This is a genomic window from Caballeronia zhejiangensis (assembly GCF_022879815.1).
In the GTDB taxonomy this organism is placed as follows: domain Bacteria; phylum Pseudomonadota; class Gammaproteobacteria; order Burkholderiales; family Burkholderiaceae; genus Caballeronia; species Caballeronia zhejiangensis.
In genome coordinates this window covers 80,801-99,854 of sequence record NZ_CP084285.1, presented here as the reverse complement: position 1 = coordinate 99,854, position 19,054 = coordinate 80,801, and the positions used below count along the sequence as shown (strand labels likewise).

The window sequence follows — 19,054 nt, the reverse complement described above, 5'->3', positions numbered from 1 at the left end:
GTCGTCGCTAGGGATTACCCTGCGCGCGTCTTCTTGTACGTTGTCATATCACTACATGACGCATATCATCATTTGCCGAACGATTTGTCAATGTGTGTAAAACCCACGCCAACGAGACTACCGTGACGCTATCGCCCGATCTTCATGCCGGCACCGACGCATCCTCGATTGCATCGCCGCAAGCGCGACGCAGTCTGACCGCGCAACTCGTCGACGCCTTGCGCGCCCAGATCGATGCACAGGAACTGAAGGGCGGCAGCAGGCTCGCGACGGAAGCGGAAATGGTTCAGCGCTTCGGCGTGAGCCGCACCGTCGTGCGTGAGGCGCTGTCGCGTCTGCAAGCGGCAGGACTCGTGGAAACGCGGCATGGCATCGGTACGTTCGTGTGTGAAGCGGGCATGTCGCCTCTTCTGCACCTCGATCCCGCCGATGTCGCCGGTTCGATGGATGCGCTCGCCATCCTCGAATTGCGCATTAGTCTCGAAACCGAAAGCGCGGGACTTGCCGCAATGCGTTGCGATGCCGCGCGTCTTGCGACGATGCGCTCGACGCTCGGGGACTTTTCAAGGAACGTGGGCGAAGCAAGCGATACCGTATCGCCCGATCTGCGCTTTCACATGGAGATCGCGCATGCAACGGGCAATCGCTATTTCGTCGAGATCATGGAGCATCTGGGCACGCGCATGATTCCGCGCACGCGCATCACGGCGACGCCGATTCCGCGCGATCAATACGCGGATTACCTGATGCGCGTGAATCGCGAGCATGAACAGATCGCGGACGCCATTGAACGCGGCGATGCCGATTCGGCGCGCACCGCGATGCGTCTGCATCTGATCAACAGCCGGGAGAGATTGCGACGCGCGCAGTCGTCGCTTGAATGAATACGCGAGTACCGCGCGTTGGCGCGGTCCTCGCGATGCAACATCAACGCGCCATGTTCGGCTCGCCATCCTCGACGTCATGCGCGCCGGAAATCGTCTCCAGTGCCTGATCGTGATGCAGCAGCAGGACCGCCGCCACGCCGACCATGCCCGCCCCTGCCAGGCACAGCAGGCCCGCGCCGAAGCCGCCCGTGCTGTCCTTGATCCAGCCCATCGCATAGGGACCGAAGAAGCCCGCGAGATTGCCGAGCGAGTTGATCGCCGCGATGCCGCCCGCCGCCGCCGCACCCGAAAGGAACGAGGCCGGCAGCGTCCAGATCACCGGCAGGCAACCGAAGATGCCGAAGCCCGCGATCGACAGCGCGATCATCTTCATCACCGGATCGTCGAGGCCCGCCGATGCCGCGATGCCGCCCGCCGCGACCATCAACGCAATCGCGACATGCCAGCGCCGTTCGAGCTTGCGATCCGAATGACGGCCCCACAGCACCATGCTGATCACGCCCACGGCATAGGGCAATGACGTGACGAAGCCGGTCTGCAAGTTGGAAAGACCGAACGATTTGACGATCTGCGGCAGGAAGAAGCTCAGCCCATAGTTCGTGGCATTCGCGCCGAAGTAGATCAGGGCAATGGCGAGCACGCGCGGATTGAAGATGGCTTCCTTCACGCTGAACGCATGCACGGATTCGCGATGCGCGCGCTCTTGCGCCTGACGATCGACGAGCCAGTCACGCTCTTCTTTTGCAAGCCAGTGTGCGTCGGAAGGCTTGTCGGTCAGATAGAAGTACACGACGAACGCGAGCAGCAACGCGGGAATCGCTTCGATCAGATACAGCCACTGCCAGCCCGCCATGCCGTTGATGCCGTCCATCTGCAAGAGCGCGCCGGAGATCGGTCCGCCGATCACGGTGGACAGTGGAATCGCCGCCATGAAATAGCCGACGACGCGGCCGCGATACTTCGCCGGGAACCACAAGGTCAGCAGAAAGATGATGCCGGGAAAGAAGCCCGCTTCCGCGACGCCGAGCAGGATGCGCAAGCCATAGAACACGTATGCGTTGGAGAGGCCTGTCGCCTGCGCGATATGCGGAATGTAGGCCATCGCGGCTGCGAGGATGCCCCACGTGAACATGATGCGTGCGATCCAGCGGCGCGCGCCGAATCGTTCGAGCAGCAGGTTCGAAGGAACCTCGAAAAAGAAATAGGCGATGAAGAAAATGCCGGCGCCGAAACCGAACATGCTCGCAGTGAAACCGAGCGCCTTGTTCATCTGCAATGCGGCAAAGCCGACGTTGACGCGGTCCAGATATGCGATGAAGTAACACAAGATCAGGAACGGCACGAGGCGAACCATCACGCGCTTCATGGTGCGAGCTTCAAGGTCCATCAATGTCTCCTCCGGATTAGAGAATCTGTTGATCGCGGGTGCTTGAGATACCTGCGGAGACTACTCTTTCAGAAGGACTTGCAGCATTGGTGTTTGTGCTTGGTATCGGTTCCGAAGGGGGACGTGTCCATCATTTCGATGCGCGCCAATAAAATGCGCTCGAATCGTTTGCGTCCCAAATCATGCGAAAAAAATGCGGACGGGGCGAATGATCGCCCCGTTTTCGTGAAGTTTATGCTACCGGTAACAGCGCGGCGTACTCCGGCTCCGGTAATCCTTGCACGCCGGGGTTCAATGCGAACACGTGACCGTCGTCGTCAGTGGCATTCATTGCCGGACGAATAGTCGTGACATAGAGCGTTTTCAGATCGCTGCCGCCGAACGCGCACATCGACGGCTTGCTCGCAGGCAGCACGATCTCGCGATCGAGTTCGCCGCGCGGTGTGAAACGCAGCAGGCGGCCGGCGTCGTTCGCACACGTCCAGTAGCAGCCGTCCGCATCGACCGCGGCGCCATCGGGACGGCCCGCGTAGTGATGCAGATCGGCAAATGCGCGCTGCGCGTGCGGCCTGCCGGTGTCGGGGTCGAAGTCGAATGCCCAGATCATGCGCCGTTGCGGATGCGAGTCCGACAAATACATCGTTCTGCCATCCGGCGACCATGCGAGGCCGTTCTGCGTGATCAGACCATCGACGACCGATTCCGACAAAGCGCCCTGCTCATCGAAGCGATACAGCGCGCCGACGGCACTCGCGAGCGACATGTCCATCACCATCGTTCCGGCCCAGAAGCGCCCTTGCCTGTCGCAGCGGCCATCGTTGAAGCGCATGCCCGTCGCGGGAAACGAAGGCGCTGCGAGCTTCACGGCGTGCGCCTGGTTCTCGTCGGCGAGCGTCACGCCGAACATGCCGCTTTCCATGCCCGCGACGACGCGCCCAGCCTTGTCGAACGCAAAGCATGCGACCTGTTCGTCGAACGCCCATTCCGTACGTCTCGCGCTTTCGATCTCGAGCCTGACGATCCGTCGCGCGGGAATATCGACCCAATACAGCGCGCCCTCTTGCGCGCGCCATAGCGGACATTCGCCGACGGTCGCGCGCCCGGCCGCGTCGATGCGTTCCGCGCGCACGGCGGCGCTCATCGCTTGCGCTCCATCGGCTCGCCCAATACGAACGGGCCGCCCTGGAAGCGCTGCGCCGGATCATCGCGATCGGCGCTCGGTCCGGTCACCGGAAACAGCCCGTCGAACTGGGCCGAGCTGTCTTGCGGATTGAAGCCGAGGAAGCCCGCCTTCGAGTTGTCCCACCACTTCACCGGATTGTCAGAAGCGCCGTACACCACCGCATGACCGACGCGATTCGTGAACAGCGAGCAGCGCACGAGCTCGATGAAATCGCGGTAGCTCAGATACGTGACGAGCATGCGCGGATTCTTCGGCTCCTCGAACGACGAACCGATGCGCAGGTTCACCGTCTCGATGCCGAAGCGATCGAAGTAATAGCGCGACAGCGATTCGCCGAAGCACTTGGTCACGCCATAAAGACTGTCCGGGCGATGGGGCGAATCGGCGTCGAGCACTTCGGTGACTGGATGAAAGCCGATTGCATGGTTCGAGCTCGCGAACACGATGCGCTTCACCCCATGACGGCGCGCCGCTTCATAGATGTTGTACGTACCGCGGATATTCGCTTCGATCAGATCGTCGAACGGCGCGTCGATCGAGATGCCGCCGAGATGCACGATCGCGTCGACGCCCTCGACGAGCTGCATCACCTTGTCGCGATCCGCGAGATCGACGGCGCTGATCTCTTCATGGCTCGCTGCATCGTCGAGCGGCGCGATGTCGGAGAGCCTCACGACGTCGGCCCATTGAGCGAGCGCGCCGCGCAACTGACGACCCAGATTGCCGGCCGCGCCGGTCAGAAGCAGACGCTTGAACGGCTTGGCCGCTGCGTTTGGCTGATTCATCGAGACTCCTGTCAATACGTACTGATGCGTTGAAAGCAATAAGGAAGAAAACGTTTTCGGGACTATATCGATCAGTGCGACGCGCCGTCAATCGTCGTCTGGCATGCAAAACGCCGCATGCAAAACGCAAGTTTCGATGTCATCGTTTCCCGAATTTCTGCGACAATCCGTTAACAGTGCGAAAACGTTACCCTCCGAATGAAAAAAATTTCCCCGACCATTCGCGACGTCGCCGCTGCGGCGGGCGTCTCCGTCGCGACCGTCTCGAAGTACATCAATGGCGCGCAGCGCTTCTCCGCGCCGGTCGAGGCCAAGCTCAAGGAAGCCATCGATTCGCTCGGCTACCGCTCGAACCCGCTTGCGCGCTCGATGATTACCGGCAAGACGCGCACCATCGGTCTCACGATCCTCGACATCAGCAATCCGCACTTCACGCATGTCGTGAAAGGCGCGAACCGCATTGCGCTGCGGCACGACTACACGCTGCTGCTCGTCGATATCGACGAGAATCAGGCGCGCGAGCGGCCGCTCATCGAAGCGCTCGCGCAACGCGTGGACGGCCTGCTCGTCAGCTCGCGCCTGGCAGACGAAAACGCGCAGTGGATGCTCGATCTCGACAAGCCCGTCGTGCTGCTGCGTAACGCCGAGCTGCCGATTCCGAGCGTCGGCATCAACAGCCGCCTCGCTACTTACATGCTCGCGCGTCATCTGCTCGATCTCGGGCATCGCCGCATCGCGTATCTCGGCTTCGAGCACGCGCGCATCAACGATGAACGCATTCGCGGCGCGCGCGAGTGTCTCGCCGAAGCGGGCCTCGAACTCGATATCTACGAAGCCCATGCGCCAACGTCGCTTGCCGGCGAACAGGCTTGCTCGCGCGTGATGCTCGGTCCGAAGCGCCCGCAAGCGGTGATCTGCTACAACGACCTGATCGCGCTCGGCTTCATGAAGGAAGCCGCTTCGCTCGGCATTCGCGTGCCGCAGGACGTCTCGGTGACCGGCATCGACAACGTGCCCTACGGCGCATACGCCGCGCCGGGACTCACGACCGTCGACATTCAGAGCGAGAAGATGGGCGAACTCGCGATGCAGAAGCTCATCGACGCCCTCGCCGGTCATCCCGATCCGGGCAACTCCATGTTCGAGCCGCGGCTCATCGTGCGTGAATCGACTGCTGCCGCTGCATGACGTACGCCGCGCTGCCTGCAAGTTGCGAGTGCGGGCGGCGCGGCGCATGTCTTGACTAATAATCGCTAATACGAATTACGCTGCGAGCTTCGCCGGCGTCATCTTCGGCGTGAGCAAGTGCATGATCCCGAAGGCGATGAGATACGCCGATGCGCCGATCGCGAACAGCACCCAGTAGTGACCCGTGCGTTGCAGCACCTGGCCGATCACTTCCGAGAACAGCACGCCGCCGATCGAACCGGCCATGCCGCCGATGCCGACCACCGCGCCCACCGCACGTCGCGGGAACAAGTCCGATGCCGTCGTGAAGAGGTTCGCCGACCAGCCCTGATGCGCCGCTGCGGCGAGACCGACGATGGCCACCGCGACCCACAGGTTTTCTGCCTGCGAAACGAACGCGATCGGCAACACGGCGCATGCGCAGATCAGCATTGCCGTCTTGCGCGCCGCATTCACGGTCCAGCGCGCGCGCAGCAGCGCGGAAGAAATCCAGCCGCCGCCGATGCTGCCGATGGTCGTAATCGCGTAGATCACGACGAGCGGCAAGCCGATGTGCTGCATGTCCATGCCGCGCGATTCGTTGAGCCACTTCGGCAGCCAGAACAGATAGAACCACCACACCGGGTCCGTCAGGAACTTGCCGACGATGAATGCCCACGTCTCACGCTTCCTGATGAGTTCCTTGAACCCCGGCGCGCGCGCCTTGGCGTTGGCCGCGTCGGCGGCGTTGGTGTCATCGCCTTCGTCGGCGATTTCGTCGTCGTGCGCGCGGCCGTCCGGCTGGCGGTACATCACGAACCACACGACGAGCCACACGAGGCCGATCGCGCCGACCATCACGAACGCAGCGCGCCACCCGAAGGCCACCGCGAGCGCGGGAATGAGTGCCGGTGCGAAGACCGCGCCGATGTTCGCGCCGGAATTAAAAATACCAGTCGCGAGGGCGCGCTCACGGCGCGGGAACCATTCGGCGGTCGTCTTGATGGCCGCGGGGAAGTTGCCGCCCTCGCCGATGCCCAGCAGCGCGCGGACCATGGCGAAGCCCATCACGGAGCCGACGGCCGCGTGCAGCATCGCGGCGATGCTCCAGACGAACATCGCGAGCGCATAAGAGATGCGCGTGCCGAGCCAGTCGACGATACGCCCGAAACACAGCAGGCCGATCGCATAAAAAGCCGAGAACGCGATCACGATGCGGCCGTACTGCACCTGCGTCCAGCCGATGTCGTGCTGCAGCATGGGGGCGAGCAGACCGAGGATCTGCCGGTCCATGTAGTTGATGACCGTGGCGAAAAACAGCAGCGCGCACACGGTCCAGCGATAGCGGCTGGCGGTACGCACGACGCCGGCAACGACAGTGTTCATGTAAGTCTCCGGACGCGGCGGCGCTCGTCGTGCCGCGTTTCTTGTTGCGTGAACGGCGACGAGCGCCGTGGGCGATGGCTTTGCGCCGGTTAAAAGCGCAAGCTCGCCGAGGTTTTGGAAAACGTTTTTTCGAAGAATAGTGGGTTTGCTGCCTACTGGCTATCCTAGTATTTGCCCTAATCTGTGGCAGAACTGTTGCTGACGGGCGAGTTGGAAGCCCTTTCAGCACCCGTATCGACGCGTACGAAAAGTTAATCGTTTTCTAGGAATTGTCCTGGGAAACAGGAGCCGCTCGGCGCGCGCGATGCCATCGCATCGGCTTTCATGCCTGCGGCAAATTAAAGTTTCTTAAGCATCTGCCGATAAGGATCATCACAACTCTTATCGCCCAGTGATTCCCCATGTTTCGTAATGTTCTGGCCCGGACCAACGTCGGGACCAAATTCGCCGTGCTCGCCTGCGCGCTCACGGCAGTCGTCGTCGCGTTCTTCACCATCGCCGTCACGCGCAGCGCGGGCGAGCAAGTCGATACGCATGCGCTCGCGCGCGTCGAAAGCGAGAATCGCTCGATCGCGACGATGATCGGCCTCTTCGACAAGGCCGTGAGCGCGGAAGTCACGCGCTTCATGACGATCTTCGCGCATCGTTTGCCTTCGACGTTCGCGCTCGATGAAACCCGCACCGTGGACATCGACGGTAAAGCCACGCCGACTTTCCTCGCGGGCGATAAGGCGCTGAACAACGACTTCACGATTCCCGACGCGTTCCTCGAGGAAAGCGGCGCCATCGCGACGATCTTCGCCCGCACCGGGGACGATTTCGTGCGCGTGACGACGTCGCTCAAGAAGCAGGACGGCACGCGCGCGATCGGCACGCTGCTCGACCGCAAGGGCCCCGCGTATGCGCCGATCCTTGCAGGCAAGCCCTATATCGGCATCGCGGCGCTTTTCGGCAAGCAGTACATCACCGCGTACAAGCCCGTCACCGATGCATCGGGACGCATCATCGGCGCACTTTTCGTTGGCGTCGACGTGACATCCGAATTCGCAGCGTTGCAGGACACCATCGCGAAGCTCGCGATCGGCGCGAGCGGCTATCACTTCGTCGTCGATGCATCGACTAGCCCGAACCGCGGCAAGCTGCTCGTGCATCCTGGTTCGAAAGGCGAACTGGCCGATGAGCGCGTTGCGCCCTTCAAGCAGATGCTCGACACGCACGAAGGCGAGTTCTCGTTCGACGGCCCCGATATCGCGGGCGCGGATTCGCGCGTGCATGGCGGCAACAAGGAAATCATCTATATGACGGTGCCGCAATGGCAATGGATGATCGGCGGCATTGCATATCGCGACGAAGTGCTCGCCGACGTTCACGCGAGCCGCAATCGCTTCCTGGTTCTCGGGCTCGTCATCGTGGCGCTGCTCGTCGGCGTGCTGCTCTATGCGGTCACGCGACTCGTGGGCCGTCCCATCGACGACGTGACGCGCGCGTCGGAACGCATCGCCGCGGGCGACCTGACCGTGCGTATCGACAGCGCGCGCGAGGACGATATCGGCCGGCTGATGCGTGCGATCGACGGCATCGCGCGCGGACTCGCGGGCATCGTCGCGCAGGTGCGCAGCGCATCGGCGGACATGAACGAAGGGACGGCGCGCATTGCATCGGGCAGCAGCGATATCGCCACGCGCATCGCAACCCAGGCCGCGAGCGTCGAAGAAACCGCTGCGAGCATGGAAGAAATCACGAGCACCGTGCAGCAGAACGCTGCGAATACGGCGCAGGCGGGGACGCTCGTCGCGTCCGCATCCGATGCCGCGCGCGCAGGCGGTCATGCAGTCGGGCGCGTGGTCGCGACGATGGGCGAGATCGACGCATCGGCGCGACGCATCGCCGACATCACCGCGACGATCGAAGGCATCGCGTTCCAGACCAACATTCTCGCGTTGAACGCTGCCGTCGAAGCCGCGCGCGCGGGCGAGCACGGCAAGGGCTTCGCGGTGGTCGCATCCGAAGTGCGCGCGCTCGCACAACGCAGCGCGGGCGCAGTCAAAGAGATCGAAGTGCTGATCGCCGAATCGGCCGCGAAGGTCTCGCACGGCTACAAGATCGCCGAGGAAGCGAGCAGCACGATGGGCGGCATCGTCGAGCAAGTCTCGCGCGTGAATGCCATCGTCGATGAAATCGGCGTTGCGTCACGCGAGCAGGCAAGCGGCATCGAGCAGGTGAACAGCGCGGTCATGCTGATCGGCGAAGCGACGCAACAGAACGCCGCGCTCGTCGGTGAAGCGGAGCATTCCACCGCCGAACTGCGCGATCAGGCCGAGCGGCTTGCGCGCGTCGTCAGCATGTTCCGCGTTTAAGCCTTCGCGCATTCATAGCGGTTCAAGCGGACGTGGCGCGTCGTCGTGCGCGCCACATACCGACGTCGATCGTCGACGGGGCATCAGACCTCGATGAAGATGCGGCCATCCTCGACTTTCGCGGGATACGTCCGCAGCTTTTCGCAAACAGGCGCGCACAGCGGCCGGCCGTCGCGAATGTCGAAGCGTCCGTTGTGCTTCGGACATTCGATGACGTGGTCCATCACGAATCCGTCGCTCAGATGAACGTGCTCGTGCGTGCATAGGCCATCGCTGGCATAGACGGCATCGTTCACACGATAGATCGCGAAGGTGCGGCCATCGTGATCGAAACGCATCACGTCTTCGTCTTCGATATCGTCCATCGCAGCTGCATCGATCCATTGCGTCATCGGAACGGCCTCCTTGGTCATGCCTGCGTCGCGGCGGGCATCGGTCTTTCGACGTGATACGACGGATCGCGCGTTTGCCGCACGAGCGCCGGAATGATCTCTGCATATGCCGCGATCGTGCTCGTGTAAGGCGGCGGCATGTCATGCTTCACCGCTTCGTGCAGGCGCGGCAGCGCGTAATAAGGCACCATCGGGAACATGTGATGTTCGACGTGATAGTTCATGTTCAGATACAGAAAGCGGAACACGGGATTCATCATCACCGTGCGGCAGTTCTTGCGATGATCGAGCACGTTCTCAGGCATGCCCGCATGCTGCGTGAGGCCGAAGAAGAGATAGAGCCACGCGCCGTACAGACTCGGCAAGCCGATATAAAGCAGGGGAAGGATCGAATGAGACACGAAGCATGCGCCAATCACCGCCGCATAGATCGCGAGCGTCACGCGCGCTTCAAGAATGACTTTCGGCCATTCCGATTCCGGCACGTAGGTCTTTTCTTCGTCTCCGATATTGCCGAACGCGGATGAAACGATCTTCGGCACTTCGCCCGCTGCGTGCTTCAGCGCAAAGACGTTCAATGCGAGACTCAGCCAGTCCGTCGGCAGCGGCACGGCAATCTCGCGATCCCTTCCGACGACCAGCGTATCCGTGTGATGACGCGCGTGACTCCAGCGCCAGATCGTCGGCCGGCGAAACACCTGAAACGACGCGAACTGATAGAGCGCCTTGTTCATCCACGACGTCTTGAATGCGGTGCCGTGACCGCTTTCGTGCCAGCGCGAATCGGCGGGGCTGCAATAGAGCGTGCCGTAAAGAAGAAATGCGGGAATCGCCCAGAGCGAATGCGCTTGCCATGCCAACCACGCCAGCACGCCGCTCGCGATGATCGACGCATACCAGAGCAAGGTGTCGCGGATGGCGCGTGCATCGCCACGCTGCATCAGGCTCTTCATGACCGGCCGCGGCACCGCGCACTTGTACCAGTCCGCATTGACCAGGCCCGACGCTTTCGCACGCTCGCCTGCGCCGCCGATGAGCCGGTAATCGCGATAGCCGTCCCGCGCGGCCGCACCTTGCGCCTGCTCGGAATCCATCATGTCACCTCAAGCGATGATTGGATTTGCATCATTCGTCATTGCCGATTCGATGATAAAAGCGGAAGCATCGCCCGCGCAATCTTCACGCGCATTTGCTATCTTTAGGCATCATCGCGCGAATTGAAAACCCATCAATTACATCAAAGATGAGCAAGCGTCCCACGCTTCAATCCGTGGCCGAGGCTGCCGGCGTCAGTCCGGCAACAGTGGATCGCGTCTTCAACGGACGTCTCAGCGTGCGCGAAGGCACTGCATTGCGCGTGATCGAGGCAGCCGAGCGCATCGGCTATCACGGCGCAGGCTTGATGCGCGAACGTCTGCGCGCGCAACGCGGCGAGCGCCATGAACGCTACGCCCTCGGCTTCTGTCTGCAGAAACGTGCGGATCCCTTCTATCAGACGTTCGCGCGCATTCTGACGGATGCCGCCGCGCGCCACGAACCGGAGCATTGCAACGCCGTCATCGAGTACATGGATGAACTCGATCCGGCTTCCATCGCACGCACGCTGCTTACGCTCGGCGAGCAGGTGGATGCGCTCGGCGTGGTCGCAGTGGACCATCCGCATGTGACCGCCGCAATCGAAACGCTTCACGGGCAGGGCAAGCCGACGGTCACGTTGCTATCGGATCTGAGTGCGCCCTTACGCGCGGGTTATATCGGCGTCGATCCGCGCAAGAGCGGACGCACGGCCGCGTGGGCCGTGAGCCGCCTCACGCGTCGCGACGAAGGCACTGTTGGCGTGTTCGTCGGCACGCCGCGTTATCTCGGTCAGGAAAGCTGCGAGATCAGCTTTCGCTCGTACTTGCGCGAACATGCGCCCGGATTGCGCGTGCTCGATACGCAGATCAATCTCGAAGACAAGCAACTCGCTTACGAGGCGACGCTCGCGATGCTCGCCCGTCATGCCGATCTCGCCGGCCTCTATATCCCCGGCGGCGGCGTGGGCGGCGTGATACGCGCGCTGCGCGAAGAGGCCGCGGGACGACGCATCGTCACCGTGTGCAGCGACCTGATGCCCGACCGGTACGAGGCGCTCGTCGAAGGCGTCATCGATCTCGTGATCGACACGCCGCTTCAACGCATCGCCGAGACGGCCATTCAGGCAATGCTGCGCGCGTTGCAAGCGCTGCCGGGCGAAGCAGCGCAGGCCAGCCAGTATCCGCTGACGGCGCAGCTTTATACGCCGGAGAACGTCTGAGCTTGATAGCGTGCCGCTTCAACCGAATGCGTATTTTTTTCTTCTTCGACCTCATGACGCCAAAGTCATGAGAAAAATATGCAGGGCATTGCTACAGTCGCTTGCACGCAGAAACCGTTTGTCACGACTGAATGCTGAAGATGCTCGGGCATGTGGCCGAGCGCACCGAACTGCGACCATCGACTCAGGACGATAACGTTTGCGAGCCATCCTGCGTCGCCGATATGAGGCGGCGGCGATGAAATCCCAGCTTCACGCGGCCGTTTTTCCACTAGTATGTCCCGGTGGACTGCATTTGCCTGCACGCTGAAAGAGGCGAGTGTCATCGCTTCGTTGCTTTGAAGGACTAGCATGCAGTTGCTCGGGGAACCCGCCCGGCAAAAACGGCTCTATTAACGATTGTTCCATCGACATGCACGTCAGGCCGGGGTGTCCGGGGCCCGCCATATGACGTGACATGCTCCAACAATAATGCGCTGCCAGAGCTTCCCGTCTTGTACGGTGATCGAGCCAGCCTCATCCATCAGACCAGCTGCATGTCCGGTCGTGCCGCAATCAATCACAAGGTGATGCGCGTTTGCGCGCGGCGGCACGGCGGGACATCGACAACGGCTCTTCGCATGGTGCGTGCGGAGAGACAGAGCCCAATCAATCGACGGAGAGCGTCATCCATGCCGTTTGAGAGTGACTCCTTGCGAGACACCAGTCCGCTGCTCAGCATCGTCGTGGCGGCTTATAACATCGAGGGATACATCGAGGAAGCGCTCGAATCCCTGCTGTCCCAACCTCATATCGACGCGATGAAGATCATCGTGGTCGATGACGGTTCTCGCGATGAGACCTATGCGGCAGCGCGCTCGGTCGTGGAGCGCGATCGCGGCGTGCACATCGAATTGATACACCAGGAAAATCGCGGCCTGAGCGCCGCGCGCAATACCGGCCTCGCGGCGGTGCGAACGCCTTATGTCGGCTTCCTGGACGGCGACGATATCTATCTGAAGGGCTTCACCGAAGCGATGATCCCGGTGCTCGCCGAGCGCAAGTGGGATGTGGTGGAGTACAACGTCAAGATCATCGATGACGACGACCGCGAGCTCGATAACATCGAACTCGTCGACCATGCGACGAGCGGCGGTCATCCGATGGATCGCGCGGCGCTGCAGCAGTTTGCCGATCGATTCCATACCTTTGCGTGGGCGCGCGTCTATCGCACCGACCTGTTCGACGCAGCGCCCTTTCCCGAAGGACGAAACTACGAAGACATGGCCCTCGTGCCCTCGACTTATCTGCGCGCAAAAAGCATCTATCGGATTCCCGCGCCGCTGATCGGCTATCGGCGGCGCTTCGGCAGCATCACGCAGACAGCCAAGCTGCGCGACATGCACAATCTGCGCCTCACAGGGCAGGAAGCGCTCGCACGTTGCGACGGCAGTGACATGGACGATTTCTGGCTCACCGTCTTCGACAAGCTCTTTCAGCGTGCGTGCCACGTTTGCGCGCGCGTCGATCGCGCTTCGTTCAAGCAGGCGTCCGAGACGCTCACGGCCATGGCCGTCGATCATCGGAAGATGCGCGAGAAACTCACCGAAGGCGGCAAGCGTCAGGTTGTCGAACTGAAGCCGTTCGATCTGAACGTACGCGCGGACCGCTCGATCCACTTCCTCAAGGGCCTCGTGAAAAAGGTGTTGCGCCGCAGCCTCGATCATCATCAGCGGGCGCGGCGGCCGAGCACGTCCAATCAGTTGAGCGGATGACGCGGCCCCCCTTTCACGCCTCTTCGATGGCGCGCAAGCTCATTCGCTTATAGGCATCGACGAGCAATGCGCCCTCACCGCGCTTGTGCGCGACGGCGAGGCGCATTGTTTCTTCGCCTAGCTGCCAGATCAGGAACGCGAGCGCATTGACGCGCTTGCTGTCCGCACGCGGCATCACGCGCCGGATCGCCGACGCCAGCAATGCGCCGCACGCGCGGCTCTCCGCGATCTCGATGTATTCTTCGACGCGTCGTTGTCGAGCGGCGCCGAACGCATCGTGCTGTTGTCGGGACGTGGCGAAGAAGAAGCGCAGGCGGCGGAAGAAGCGCTGCAACGCTCCGGGGCGAGCTGGACCATCCTGCGTTGCAGTTGGTTCATGCAGAACTTCAGCGAGAGCTTTCTGCTGGATCCGATCCGTGAGGGCACGCTCGCGCTGCCCGTCGCCGATATCAAAGAGCCTTTCGTCGATGCGGAAGATATCGCCGATGCAGCCGTCGCCGCACTCACGCAGCCAGGCCACGAAAAGCGGCGTTACGAACTCACCGGACGTCGCGCGATCACTTTCGCCGAAGCGCTCGCATGCATCGCGAAAGCGACGAGACGTGACGTGCGGCTCGTGCCCGTGCCGCCCGATGCATTTCGCGACGCTCTGCTCGCGGCTGGCGTGCCGAAGCCCGAGACCGACCTGATTCTCTATCTCTTAACGACCGTGCTGGATGGCCCCAACGACAAGCCCGCCGATGGCGTGCGCGCCGCGTTGCATCGCGAAGCCTGCTCGTTCGAGGACTACGCCACGCGAGCCGCGGCGAGCGGCGTATGGGATGTGTGACGCACGAAGCCGCCACTGTTTCGCGGTAGACTTGAGGGATGGAAAAATGTCCCTACTGCGAGCGAATCCGTGACGAATGGGACTGTCACGGTCAGGAATGCCGCACCGCCATCGCCCGCGCGCTGCGTCGACAACGCATGGGATTGCCGATGGTGCCGAAGGTCATTCGCAATGAAATTCCGCCGGGCGCGTCGACGGGCGAAGTGATCGCTCAGTTATCGCGTCAGCGCTTGCGCGCACGGCGCGCGAACGAGGAACGCCGCGCACGCAAGGAAGCCGAAGACCTCGATCTATAGCGTAGCGGCGCAGCGCATCAAACGCGTGCGGGCGGATCGGCATTCGATCCGCCGTTCTGCGCAAGCGCACCTTCCTCGCGCCATGCACGCCGCGACTTGCGCATCTTCGTAAGCGCCATGCGCGCGACCTTTAGCCAGCCATAGGGACGCGGATCGGCAACCATGCTGAGCGCGCGCGCATAGTCGAGCGTGAGGCCGGGCGTCCAGGCCATCGTCACCGCGCGCTTGCGTATCTGCGCCGCGACCCACAGTTCCGGCGTCACGATCATCCTGACGAGCGCGCCCCAACCCGCGCGCGAACCGTAAAGGCGCCCTGCCGCCCCTTCGAGCGCGGCGTCGAGTGCGCGCGACACGCTGCTCGAACAGTTGCGGTGCGTGAGGTTATAAGTCGTATCCGCGCGATAGTTGCGCCAGAAACTATCGAGCCGCGCCGGGTCGTAATTGCGGATACGCACGCGCACGGTCGATGGACACCATGCCTTCGATTCGATCGCATAACTCGGCTGGAACACGCCGGGCACATCGTTCTCGCGCGTGGCACGCAGCAGGCGCGCGAAGTCATCGGGCGAGCGGTCGATTTCAACCGCGGGATAGAGACTCACATAGATGCCTTCCGGCGATTCGAGCGCCGCGTGTCCCGTCGAGATCACGCCATTGCGATCCACCGCGGCGATATAACGATCGACGATCGGGTGCCATTGCGTTTCGGCCTTCGACGATCCGACCGGCGTCCACACATGCACGGTGAGCGCCGGTTCGTTATCGGCGGGTGGGCCGTCCCATTCGCTGGCTTGCAAGACGCGCGCTTCGTTATCGGGCGCCTTGTCCGCAACGCTCGCCGCTTCCGCGCTTGCATCGCCCCATACGGCCGGATTGCTCGTCAGCTTGCGCACGCGCATGCCGATCATGATCAGATTCCAGCCCGCGAAGATAAAGAACGCACCGATGCAATACGGCACCGTGCCTTTGTAATGCGTCGGATACGGTTGAATCATGAAGATGCCGAGGACGATCTCGAAGATGGCGAAGCCGAGTGCGACACGATAGCGCCGGTAACGCACGACAAGCGCCGATGTCGCCTGCAACAGGCCGTCGAAGATAAACGCGAGACCAATCAGGATCGAAAGAATGAAGTGACCGTGATGATCGCCTTCGAAGATCAACGCGGCAGTAAGAACGAATGCAATGCCCTTCGCATAGCGCAGTCTGCGCTGTCCGCCGACGCCCGCCCACGCGACGGACAATGTCAGCGCGCCCTCGATCAGCAGCAGCCAGCCGACGAACGCGACCGGAAAGCCGAGCGCGCCGTCGAGGGCATCGATGAAGACGCCGATGCCGACGGCCAGAAGCAACCAGCCCGTGACCGTCAGGCTGCGCCAACGATTGCGCAAATAGTCGACGCCCAGCAGAATCATCATCAGCTTGACCATCGTTCTCTCGATTCAAAGCGTGACGGTAAGTGTTCGTATGTTAATGCACTCGACACAGAAAACCGTTTTCCTACGACCGTTCGTTGCCCTGCACTGCGTCACGCGCGGCAGCATGACGGCTTGCGCGCCGTGAAATACTTGCGCTGCCATCTTCACGCGACGCCAGACGCCATGTTCGAGCAATGCCGATGGATCAACGAGCCCGCGCAATGGCGCGTCGACAACGACACGCTCATCGTCACGACCGACACGAACACCGACTTCTGGCGCAAGACGCATTACGGCTTCGTGCGCGACAACGGCCATATTTTCGCGGCGAGCGTGGAAGGCGACTTTACGGCGGAAGTCGCCGTCGCTGGCGATTTCTCCGCGCTATACGATCAGGCGGGCCTGATGATCCGCGAAAGCCCCGAGCGCTGGATCAAGGCCGGCGCCGAATACAACGACGGCGCGCTCACGTTCAGCACCGTACTCACGAACGACCTCTCGGACTGGTCGCTCGGCTCGCGTGCCGGCGCAAACCGCTTCCGGCTTCGCGTGACGATCGCGCAAGGCGTGCTGAAAGTGCAATGCAGCGCCGATGAACGCAACTGGACGCTCATGCGTCTCGCGCCTTTCTCATCGAGCAGCGCGAACGCACGATGGCTCGTCGGCCCGATGTGTTGCACGCCCGAGCGCGGCGGTCTCACGGTCCATTTCTCAGACTTCACGATCGGGCCGCCCATCGTGAAAGACCTGCACGACATCTCGATGTAAGGCACACCGGCTCGCAAAAACACTCATTTGCAGGGCCAGGCCGCGATTCCTGCAGCAGACCGACATGGGCAAACGCGGCTGGTTCAGGCGCTTCGACGCGAAGGAGTCATCACGCCTCGAAATCGATGCCTCGCGCGCGCAACTGGCGCATGCCACTCGCGAGATGCGCCCGCGCGCTTTCGGCATCGCCCGCGCGCATCTGTTCGTACGTGCGCTGCGCGATCTCGTGCGGCACCGGCTTGAGCGGCCGGTTCGCGCTCATCGCGCGCAATTGCACTTCGGCCGCGCGCTCCAGATAGTAGAGATCGTCCCAAGCCTCCGCGATAGTTGCGCCTGCAACCATCACGCCGTGATTCTTGAGGAACAGGATATCGGCGTCGCCCATCGTGCGCGCGATGCGATCGCCTTCCGCGTTGTCGAGTGCGAGACCGTTGTAGTCCTCGTCGACCGCCGTGCGGCCGTAGAACTTCAGCGACGTCTGCCCGAGCCACAGAAGCGGCGGGCCGTCGAGCAGGCACAGTGCGGTCGCGTTCGGCATATGCGTATGAAAAGCCGCCTTCACGCGCGGCATCAGCTTGTGCACGCGTGCGTGAATGTAGAATGCGGTCGCTTCGGGCTCGCCTTCGCCGTCGATTACATTGCCGTCGAAATCGCAGATCAGCAGACGCGACGCCGTGATCTCGCCGAACGCATAGCCGTAGGGGTTCACGAAGAACAGATCGTCATGCCCTGGAACCATCGCGGAAAAATGATTGCAGACGCCCTCTTCGAACCCGTTCAGCGCCGCCAGCCGGAAGCAGGCTGCAAGCTGCCGGCGCGCTTCGGCGATCCCGGGCGCGTCGAGCCGTGCGGAAGCGGACGCGGCGCGCGGTGCGCCGCTGGAAAGCGTATGTGCCATATGAGCTTGCCTTTGTCGTTTGCGTGACCGTGAAGGCGAGGATAATCGAAAGGACGCGCGCATTATGTCCGACAAAAAAAATCAGCGCGACCGGCGCCTGAGCGCGGAGTATGACGCGTGTATGTCATGTCTCTTAGCAGAAACGCTTATTTGAACTCCGACTTGTGGCATGGTAAAACTCTATGCCGCTCGAAATTCGAAGCGCATCTTCAACGTAATTCGTCTCAATAGGGTTTGGAAAAATGGCAACAGGTACTGTGAAGTGGTTCAACGATGCAAAGGGTTTTGGCTTCATCACGCCGGACGACGGCGGTGAAGACTTGTTTGCACATTTCTCCGAAATCCAGTCCAAGGGTTTCAAGTCTCTCCAGGAGAATCAAAAGGTGAGCTTCGAAGTCAAGCAAGGCCCGAAGGGCAAGCAAGCTTCGACGATCCAGCCGCTGTAAGTTTCAACGCTGGCGCCTCAGGCACGAAACGGCCCGTATGGGCCGTTTTTGCATTGGTGCACGCGGAGATTATTTATCTACCGGATGGTCGGGATTTTCGCGCCAGCGCAAACTGACCTCGGCGCGCATGTCCTTTGAATAAATCAGTAGAATAAATACTGTATTTGCAGCGCCGTTCTCATTGACGGTAATGCGAAATTCTTTCCTCTGATTCACGTGAACTCGGCAAGCAATCGGAAAAAATGCCGTCCGCTGGTTCGGCACAAAACAAAAGCATTGCTCGTCTTCGTTTGGTTCCTGACTTGCGATGCGCGCGCGCAATCGTTCGCGGCGAATCAAAATGCCGCGCGTTTCGTCTCGGAGGTTGTGATGAACGACTTTCGCACCGCGCAGGCGGGCGGCGGTTACGTGTTTTCCTACGATAGCCGCGAAACCGAAGCGTCCTTGTCTGCCAGGCTCGATCGCTGGCTTTCGGGCGCCGATCCCCAGGCCATCGCCATGGACCCAGCTGAAAAGCAGGCGCTCTTCGGCTTCTACTGGGCCGCCAGCATGATGCCGGCGAATTCGCCGTGCTTCCGCGACATCGCCGACCCGGCTTGCGGCGCGGATCTGTCCAAGTGGATGGCGCGCGAACTCGACGACGATCCGCGCTTCATCCGTGCCTACGAGTCCGCGAGAAAGCCGCTCGGCCTGCCGCCAATCGAACGCAACGCGCACTGAGCGGCATACGGGCGCGATGTGTTTCGTCGCGGATTCTCGAGCGAAAACATCCGATTCGCGCGCGCCTGATCGGTGCGGATTTCGG

The 19,054-nt window shown here is 61.8% G+C and carries 20 protein-coding genes; 10 read left to right on the top strand and 10 right to left on the bottom strand.

From position 1 onward, the window contains the following. The first annotated feature begins 122 nt into the window (after positions 1-122). Positions 123-884 (top strand): FadR/GntR family transcriptional regulator, encoded by a 762-nt coding sequence (locus tag LDZ23_RS21535; protein WP_008348023.1) that lies wholly within the window; start codon positions 123-125, stop codon positions 882-884. A gap of 43 nt (positions 885-927) precedes the next feature. On the opposite strand, the gene LDZ23_RS21530 is transcribed toward LDZ23_RS21535, so the two are convergent. The 3 genes from LDZ23_RS21530 to LDZ23_RS21520 all read right to left on the bottom strand — a co-directional run bounded on the left by LDZ23_RS21530 (position 928) and on the right by LDZ23_RS21520 (position 4,242). Continuing rightward, a complete protein-coding gene (locus tag LDZ23_RS21530) occupies positions 928-2,274 on the bottom strand; it encodes an MFS transporter (protein ID WP_008348022.1) in 1,347 nt (448 codons plus the stop codon). Between the two features lie 232 nt (positions 2,275-2,506). Further along, complete coding sequence (locus LDZ23_RS21525; RefSeq protein ID WP_008348021.1) at positions 2,507-3,415, bottom strand: SMP-30/gluconolactonase/LRE family protein; 909 nt, start codon at positions 3,413-3,415, stop codon at positions 2,507-2,509. Beyond that, entirely contained in the window at positions 3,412-4,242 is an 831-nt protein-coding gene (locus LDZ23_RS21520; protein ID WP_008348019.1) for an NAD-dependent epimerase/dehydratase family protein, read from the bottom strand. Before LDZ23_RS21520 ends, LDZ23_RS21525 begins: the two co-directional genes overlap by 4 nt. Before the next feature lie 198 nt (positions 4,243-4,440). Here LDZ23_RS21520 and LDZ23_RS21515 point away from each other — a divergent pair, with 198 nt between their 5' ends. After that, positions 4,441-5,430: a LacI family DNA-binding transcriptional regulator gene (locus LDZ23_RS21515; RefSeq protein WP_008348017.1), complete on the top strand. Its 990-nt coding sequence runs from the start codon at positions 4,441-4,443 to the stop codon at positions 5,428-5,430. Between the two features lie 75 nt (positions 5,431-5,505). Here the strand turns inward: LDZ23_RS21515 and LDZ23_RS21510 are convergent, their stop codons facing one another. Then, on the bottom strand, positions 5,506-6,795 hold the full coding sequence (locus tag LDZ23_RS21510; RefSeq protein WP_008348015.1) for an MFS transporter: 1,290 nt from the start codon (positions 6,793-6,795) through the stop codon (positions 5,506-5,508). Between the two features lie 401 nt (positions 6,796-7,196). Here LDZ23_RS21510 and LDZ23_RS21505 point away from each other — a divergent pair, with 401 nt between their 5' ends. Next, the gene (locus LDZ23_RS21505) at positions 7,197-9,152 is read left to right on the top strand and encodes a methyl-accepting chemotaxis protein (protein WP_033536200.1); all 1,956 of its coding nucleotides are present in this window, start codon (positions 7,197-7,199) and stop codon (positions 9,150-9,152) included. An 83-nt stretch (positions 9,153-9,235) separates the two neighbouring features. On the opposite strand, the gene LDZ23_RS21500 is transcribed toward LDZ23_RS21505, so the two are convergent. Together LDZ23_RS21500 and LDZ23_RS21495 are read right to left on the bottom strand one after the other, a co-directional pair. Beyond that, on the bottom strand, positions 9,236-9,544 hold the full coding sequence (locus LDZ23_RS21500) for a non-heme iron oxygenase ferredoxin subunit (RefSeq protein ID WP_008348011.1): 309 nt from the start codon (positions 9,542-9,544) through the stop codon (positions 9,236-9,238). Positions 9,545-9,561: 17 nt separating this feature from the next. Then, a complete protein-coding gene (locus tag LDZ23_RS21495; RefSeq protein WP_033536199.1) occupies positions 9,562-10,641 on the bottom strand; it encodes a fatty acid desaturase family protein in 1,080 nt (359 codons plus the stop codon). A gap of 146 nt (positions 10,642-10,787) precedes the next feature. On the opposite strand from LDZ23_RS21495, the gene LDZ23_RS21490 reads away from it, so the two are divergent. Further along, a complete protein-coding gene (locus LDZ23_RS21490) occupies positions 10,788-11,840 on the top strand; it encodes a LacI family DNA-binding transcriptional regulator (RefSeq protein WP_244808214.1) in 1,053 nt (350 codons plus the stop codon). 692 nt (positions 11,841-12,532) lie between these two features. Further along, on the top strand, positions 12,533-13,594 hold the full coding sequence (locus tag LDZ23_RS21485) for a glycosyltransferase family 2 protein (protein ID WP_144403691.1): 1,062 nt from the start codon (positions 12,533-12,535) through the stop codon (positions 13,592-13,594). 13 nt (positions 13,595-13,607) lie between these two features. Here LDZ23_RS21485 and LDZ23_RS21480 read toward each other — a convergent pair whose 3' ends face one another. Continuing rightward, on the bottom strand, positions 13,608-13,928 hold the full coding sequence (locus LDZ23_RS21480; RefSeq protein ID WP_008348003.1) for a hypothetical protein: 321 nt from the start codon (positions 13,926-13,928) through the stop codon (positions 13,608-13,610). Between the two features lie 42 nt (positions 13,929-13,970). Here LDZ23_RS21480 and LDZ23_RS21475 point away from each other — a divergent pair, with 42 nt between their 5' ends. Both LDZ23_RS21475 and LDZ23_RS21470 read left to right on the top strand, forming a co-directional pair. After that, a complete protein-coding gene (locus LDZ23_RS21475; RefSeq protein WP_008348002.1) occupies positions 13,971-14,423 on the top strand; it encodes a Rossmann-fold NAD(P)-binding domain-containing protein in 453 nt (150 codons plus the stop codon). Positions 14,424-14,461: 38 nt separating this feature from the next. Then, a complete protein-coding gene (locus tag LDZ23_RS21470) occupies positions 14,462-14,719 on the top strand; it encodes a hypothetical protein (RefSeq protein WP_033536198.1) in 258 nt (85 codons plus the stop codon). Positions 14,720-14,736: 17 nt separating this feature from the next. Here the strand turns inward: LDZ23_RS21470 and LDZ23_RS21465 are convergent, their stop codons facing one another. Then, a complete protein-coding gene (locus LDZ23_RS21465; RefSeq protein WP_008347998.1) occupies positions 14,737-16,149 on the bottom strand; it encodes an HdeD family acid-resistance protein in 1,413 nt (470 codons plus the stop codon). 171 nt (positions 16,150-16,320) lie between these two features. Between LDZ23_RS21465 and LDZ23_RS21460 the strand changes: the two genes are divergently transcribed. Then, complete coding sequence (locus LDZ23_RS21460) at positions 16,321-16,905, top strand: DUF1349 domain-containing protein (protein ID WP_033536197.1); 585 nt, start codon at positions 16,321-16,323, stop codon at positions 16,903-16,905. A gap of 109 nt (positions 16,906-17,014) precedes the next feature. On the opposite strand, the gene LDZ23_RS21455 is transcribed toward LDZ23_RS21460, so the two are convergent. Next, positions 17,015-17,803, bottom strand: coding sequence for an aldolase (locus tag LDZ23_RS21455; protein WP_008347995.1), 789 nt, complete (start codon positions 17,801-17,803; stop codon positions 17,015-17,017). A 242-nt stretch (positions 17,804-18,045) separates the two neighbouring features. On the opposite strand from LDZ23_RS21455, the gene LDZ23_RS21450 reads away from it, so the two are divergent. Continuing rightward, a complete protein-coding gene (locus LDZ23_RS21450; RefSeq protein ID WP_008347993.1) occupies positions 18,046-18,249 on the top strand; it encodes a cold-shock protein in 204 nt (67 codons plus the stop codon). Positions 18,250-18,318: 69 nt separating this feature from the next. Here the strand turns inward: LDZ23_RS21450 and LDZ23_RS21445 are convergent, their stop codons facing one another. After that, on the bottom strand, positions 18,319-18,588 hold the full coding sequence (locus LDZ23_RS21445; RefSeq protein WP_235366226.1) for a hypothetical protein: 270 nt from the start codon (positions 18,586-18,588) through the stop codon (positions 18,319-18,321). A gap of 30 nt (positions 18,589-18,618) precedes the next feature. Here LDZ23_RS21445 and LDZ23_RS21440 point away from each other — a divergent pair, with 30 nt between their 5' ends. Beyond that, entirely contained in the window at positions 18,619-18,969 is a 351-nt protein-coding gene (locus tag LDZ23_RS21440; protein WP_235366225.1) for a hypothetical protein, read from the top strand. Positions 18,970-19,054 lie beyond the last annotated feature (85 nt).

What these genes read in the sequence shown, in the direction of transcription:
- LDZ23_RS21530 (WP_008348022.1), bottom strand. Translation starts at nt 2,274, where the DNA reads ATGGACCTTGAAGCTCGCACCATGAAGCGCGTGATGGTTCGCCTCGTG.
- LDZ23_RS21500 (WP_008348011.1), bottom strand. Translation starts at nt 9,544, where the DNA reads ATGACGCAATGGATCGATGCAGCTGCGATGGACGATATCGAAGACGAA.
- LDZ23_RS21450 (WP_008347993.1), top strand. Translation starts at nt 18,046, where the DNA reads ATGGCAACAGGTACTGTGAAGTGGTTCAACGATGCAAAGGGTTTTGGC.
- LDZ23_RS21490 (WP_244808214.1), top strand. Translation starts at nt 10,788, where the DNA reads ATGAGCAAGCGTCCCACGCTTCAATCCGTGGCCGAGGCTGCCGGCGTC.
- LDZ23_RS21440 (WP_235366225.1), top strand. Translation starts at nt 18,619, where the DNA reads ATGAACGACTTTCGCACCGCGCAGGCGGGCGGCGGTTACGTGTTTTCC.
- LDZ23_RS21455 (WP_008347995.1), bottom strand. Translation starts at nt 17,803, where the DNA reads ATGGCACATACGCTTTCCAGCGGCGCACCGCGCGCCGCGTCCGCTTCC.
- LDZ23_RS21525 (WP_008348021.1), bottom strand. Translation starts at nt 3,415, where the DNA reads ATGAGCGCCGCCGTGCGCGCGGAACGCATCGACGCGGCCGGGCGCGCG.
- LDZ23_RS21510 (WP_008348015.1), bottom strand. Translation starts at nt 6,795, where the DNA reads ATGAACACTGTCGTTGCCGGCGTCGTGCGTACCGCCAGCCGCTATCGC.
- LDZ23_RS21460 (WP_033536197.1), top strand. Translation starts at nt 16,321, where the DNA reads ATGTTCGAGCAATGCCGATGGATCAACGAGCCCGCGCAATGGCGCGTC.
- LDZ23_RS21505 (WP_033536200.1), top strand. Translation starts at nt 7,197, where the DNA reads ATGTTTCGTAATGTTCTGGCCCGGACCAACGTCGGGACCAAATTCGCC.
- LDZ23_RS21520 (WP_008348019.1), bottom strand. Translation starts at nt 4,242, where the DNA reads ATGAATCAGCCAAACGCAGCGGCCAAGCCGTTCAAGCGTCTGCTTCTG.
- LDZ23_RS21470 (WP_033536198.1), top strand. Translation starts at nt 14,462, where the DNA reads ATGGAAAAATGTCCCTACTGCGAGCGAATCCGTGACGAATGGGACTGT.
- LDZ23_RS21495 (WP_033536199.1), bottom strand. Translation starts at nt 10,641, where the DNA reads ATGATGGATTCCGAGCAGGCGCAAGGTGCGGCCGCGCGGGACGGCTAT.
- LDZ23_RS21465 (WP_008347998.1), bottom strand. Translation starts at nt 16,149, where the DNA reads ATGGTCAAGCTGATGATGATTCTGCTGGGCGTCGACTATTTGCGCAAT.
- LDZ23_RS21475 (WP_008348002.1), top strand. Translation starts at nt 13,971, where the DNA reads ATGCAGAACTTCAGCGAGAGCTTTCTGCTGGATCCGATCCGTGAGGGC.
- LDZ23_RS21515 (WP_008348017.1), top strand. Translation starts at nt 4,441, where the DNA reads ATGAAAAAAATTTCCCCGACCATTCGCGACGTCGCCGCTGCGGCGGGC.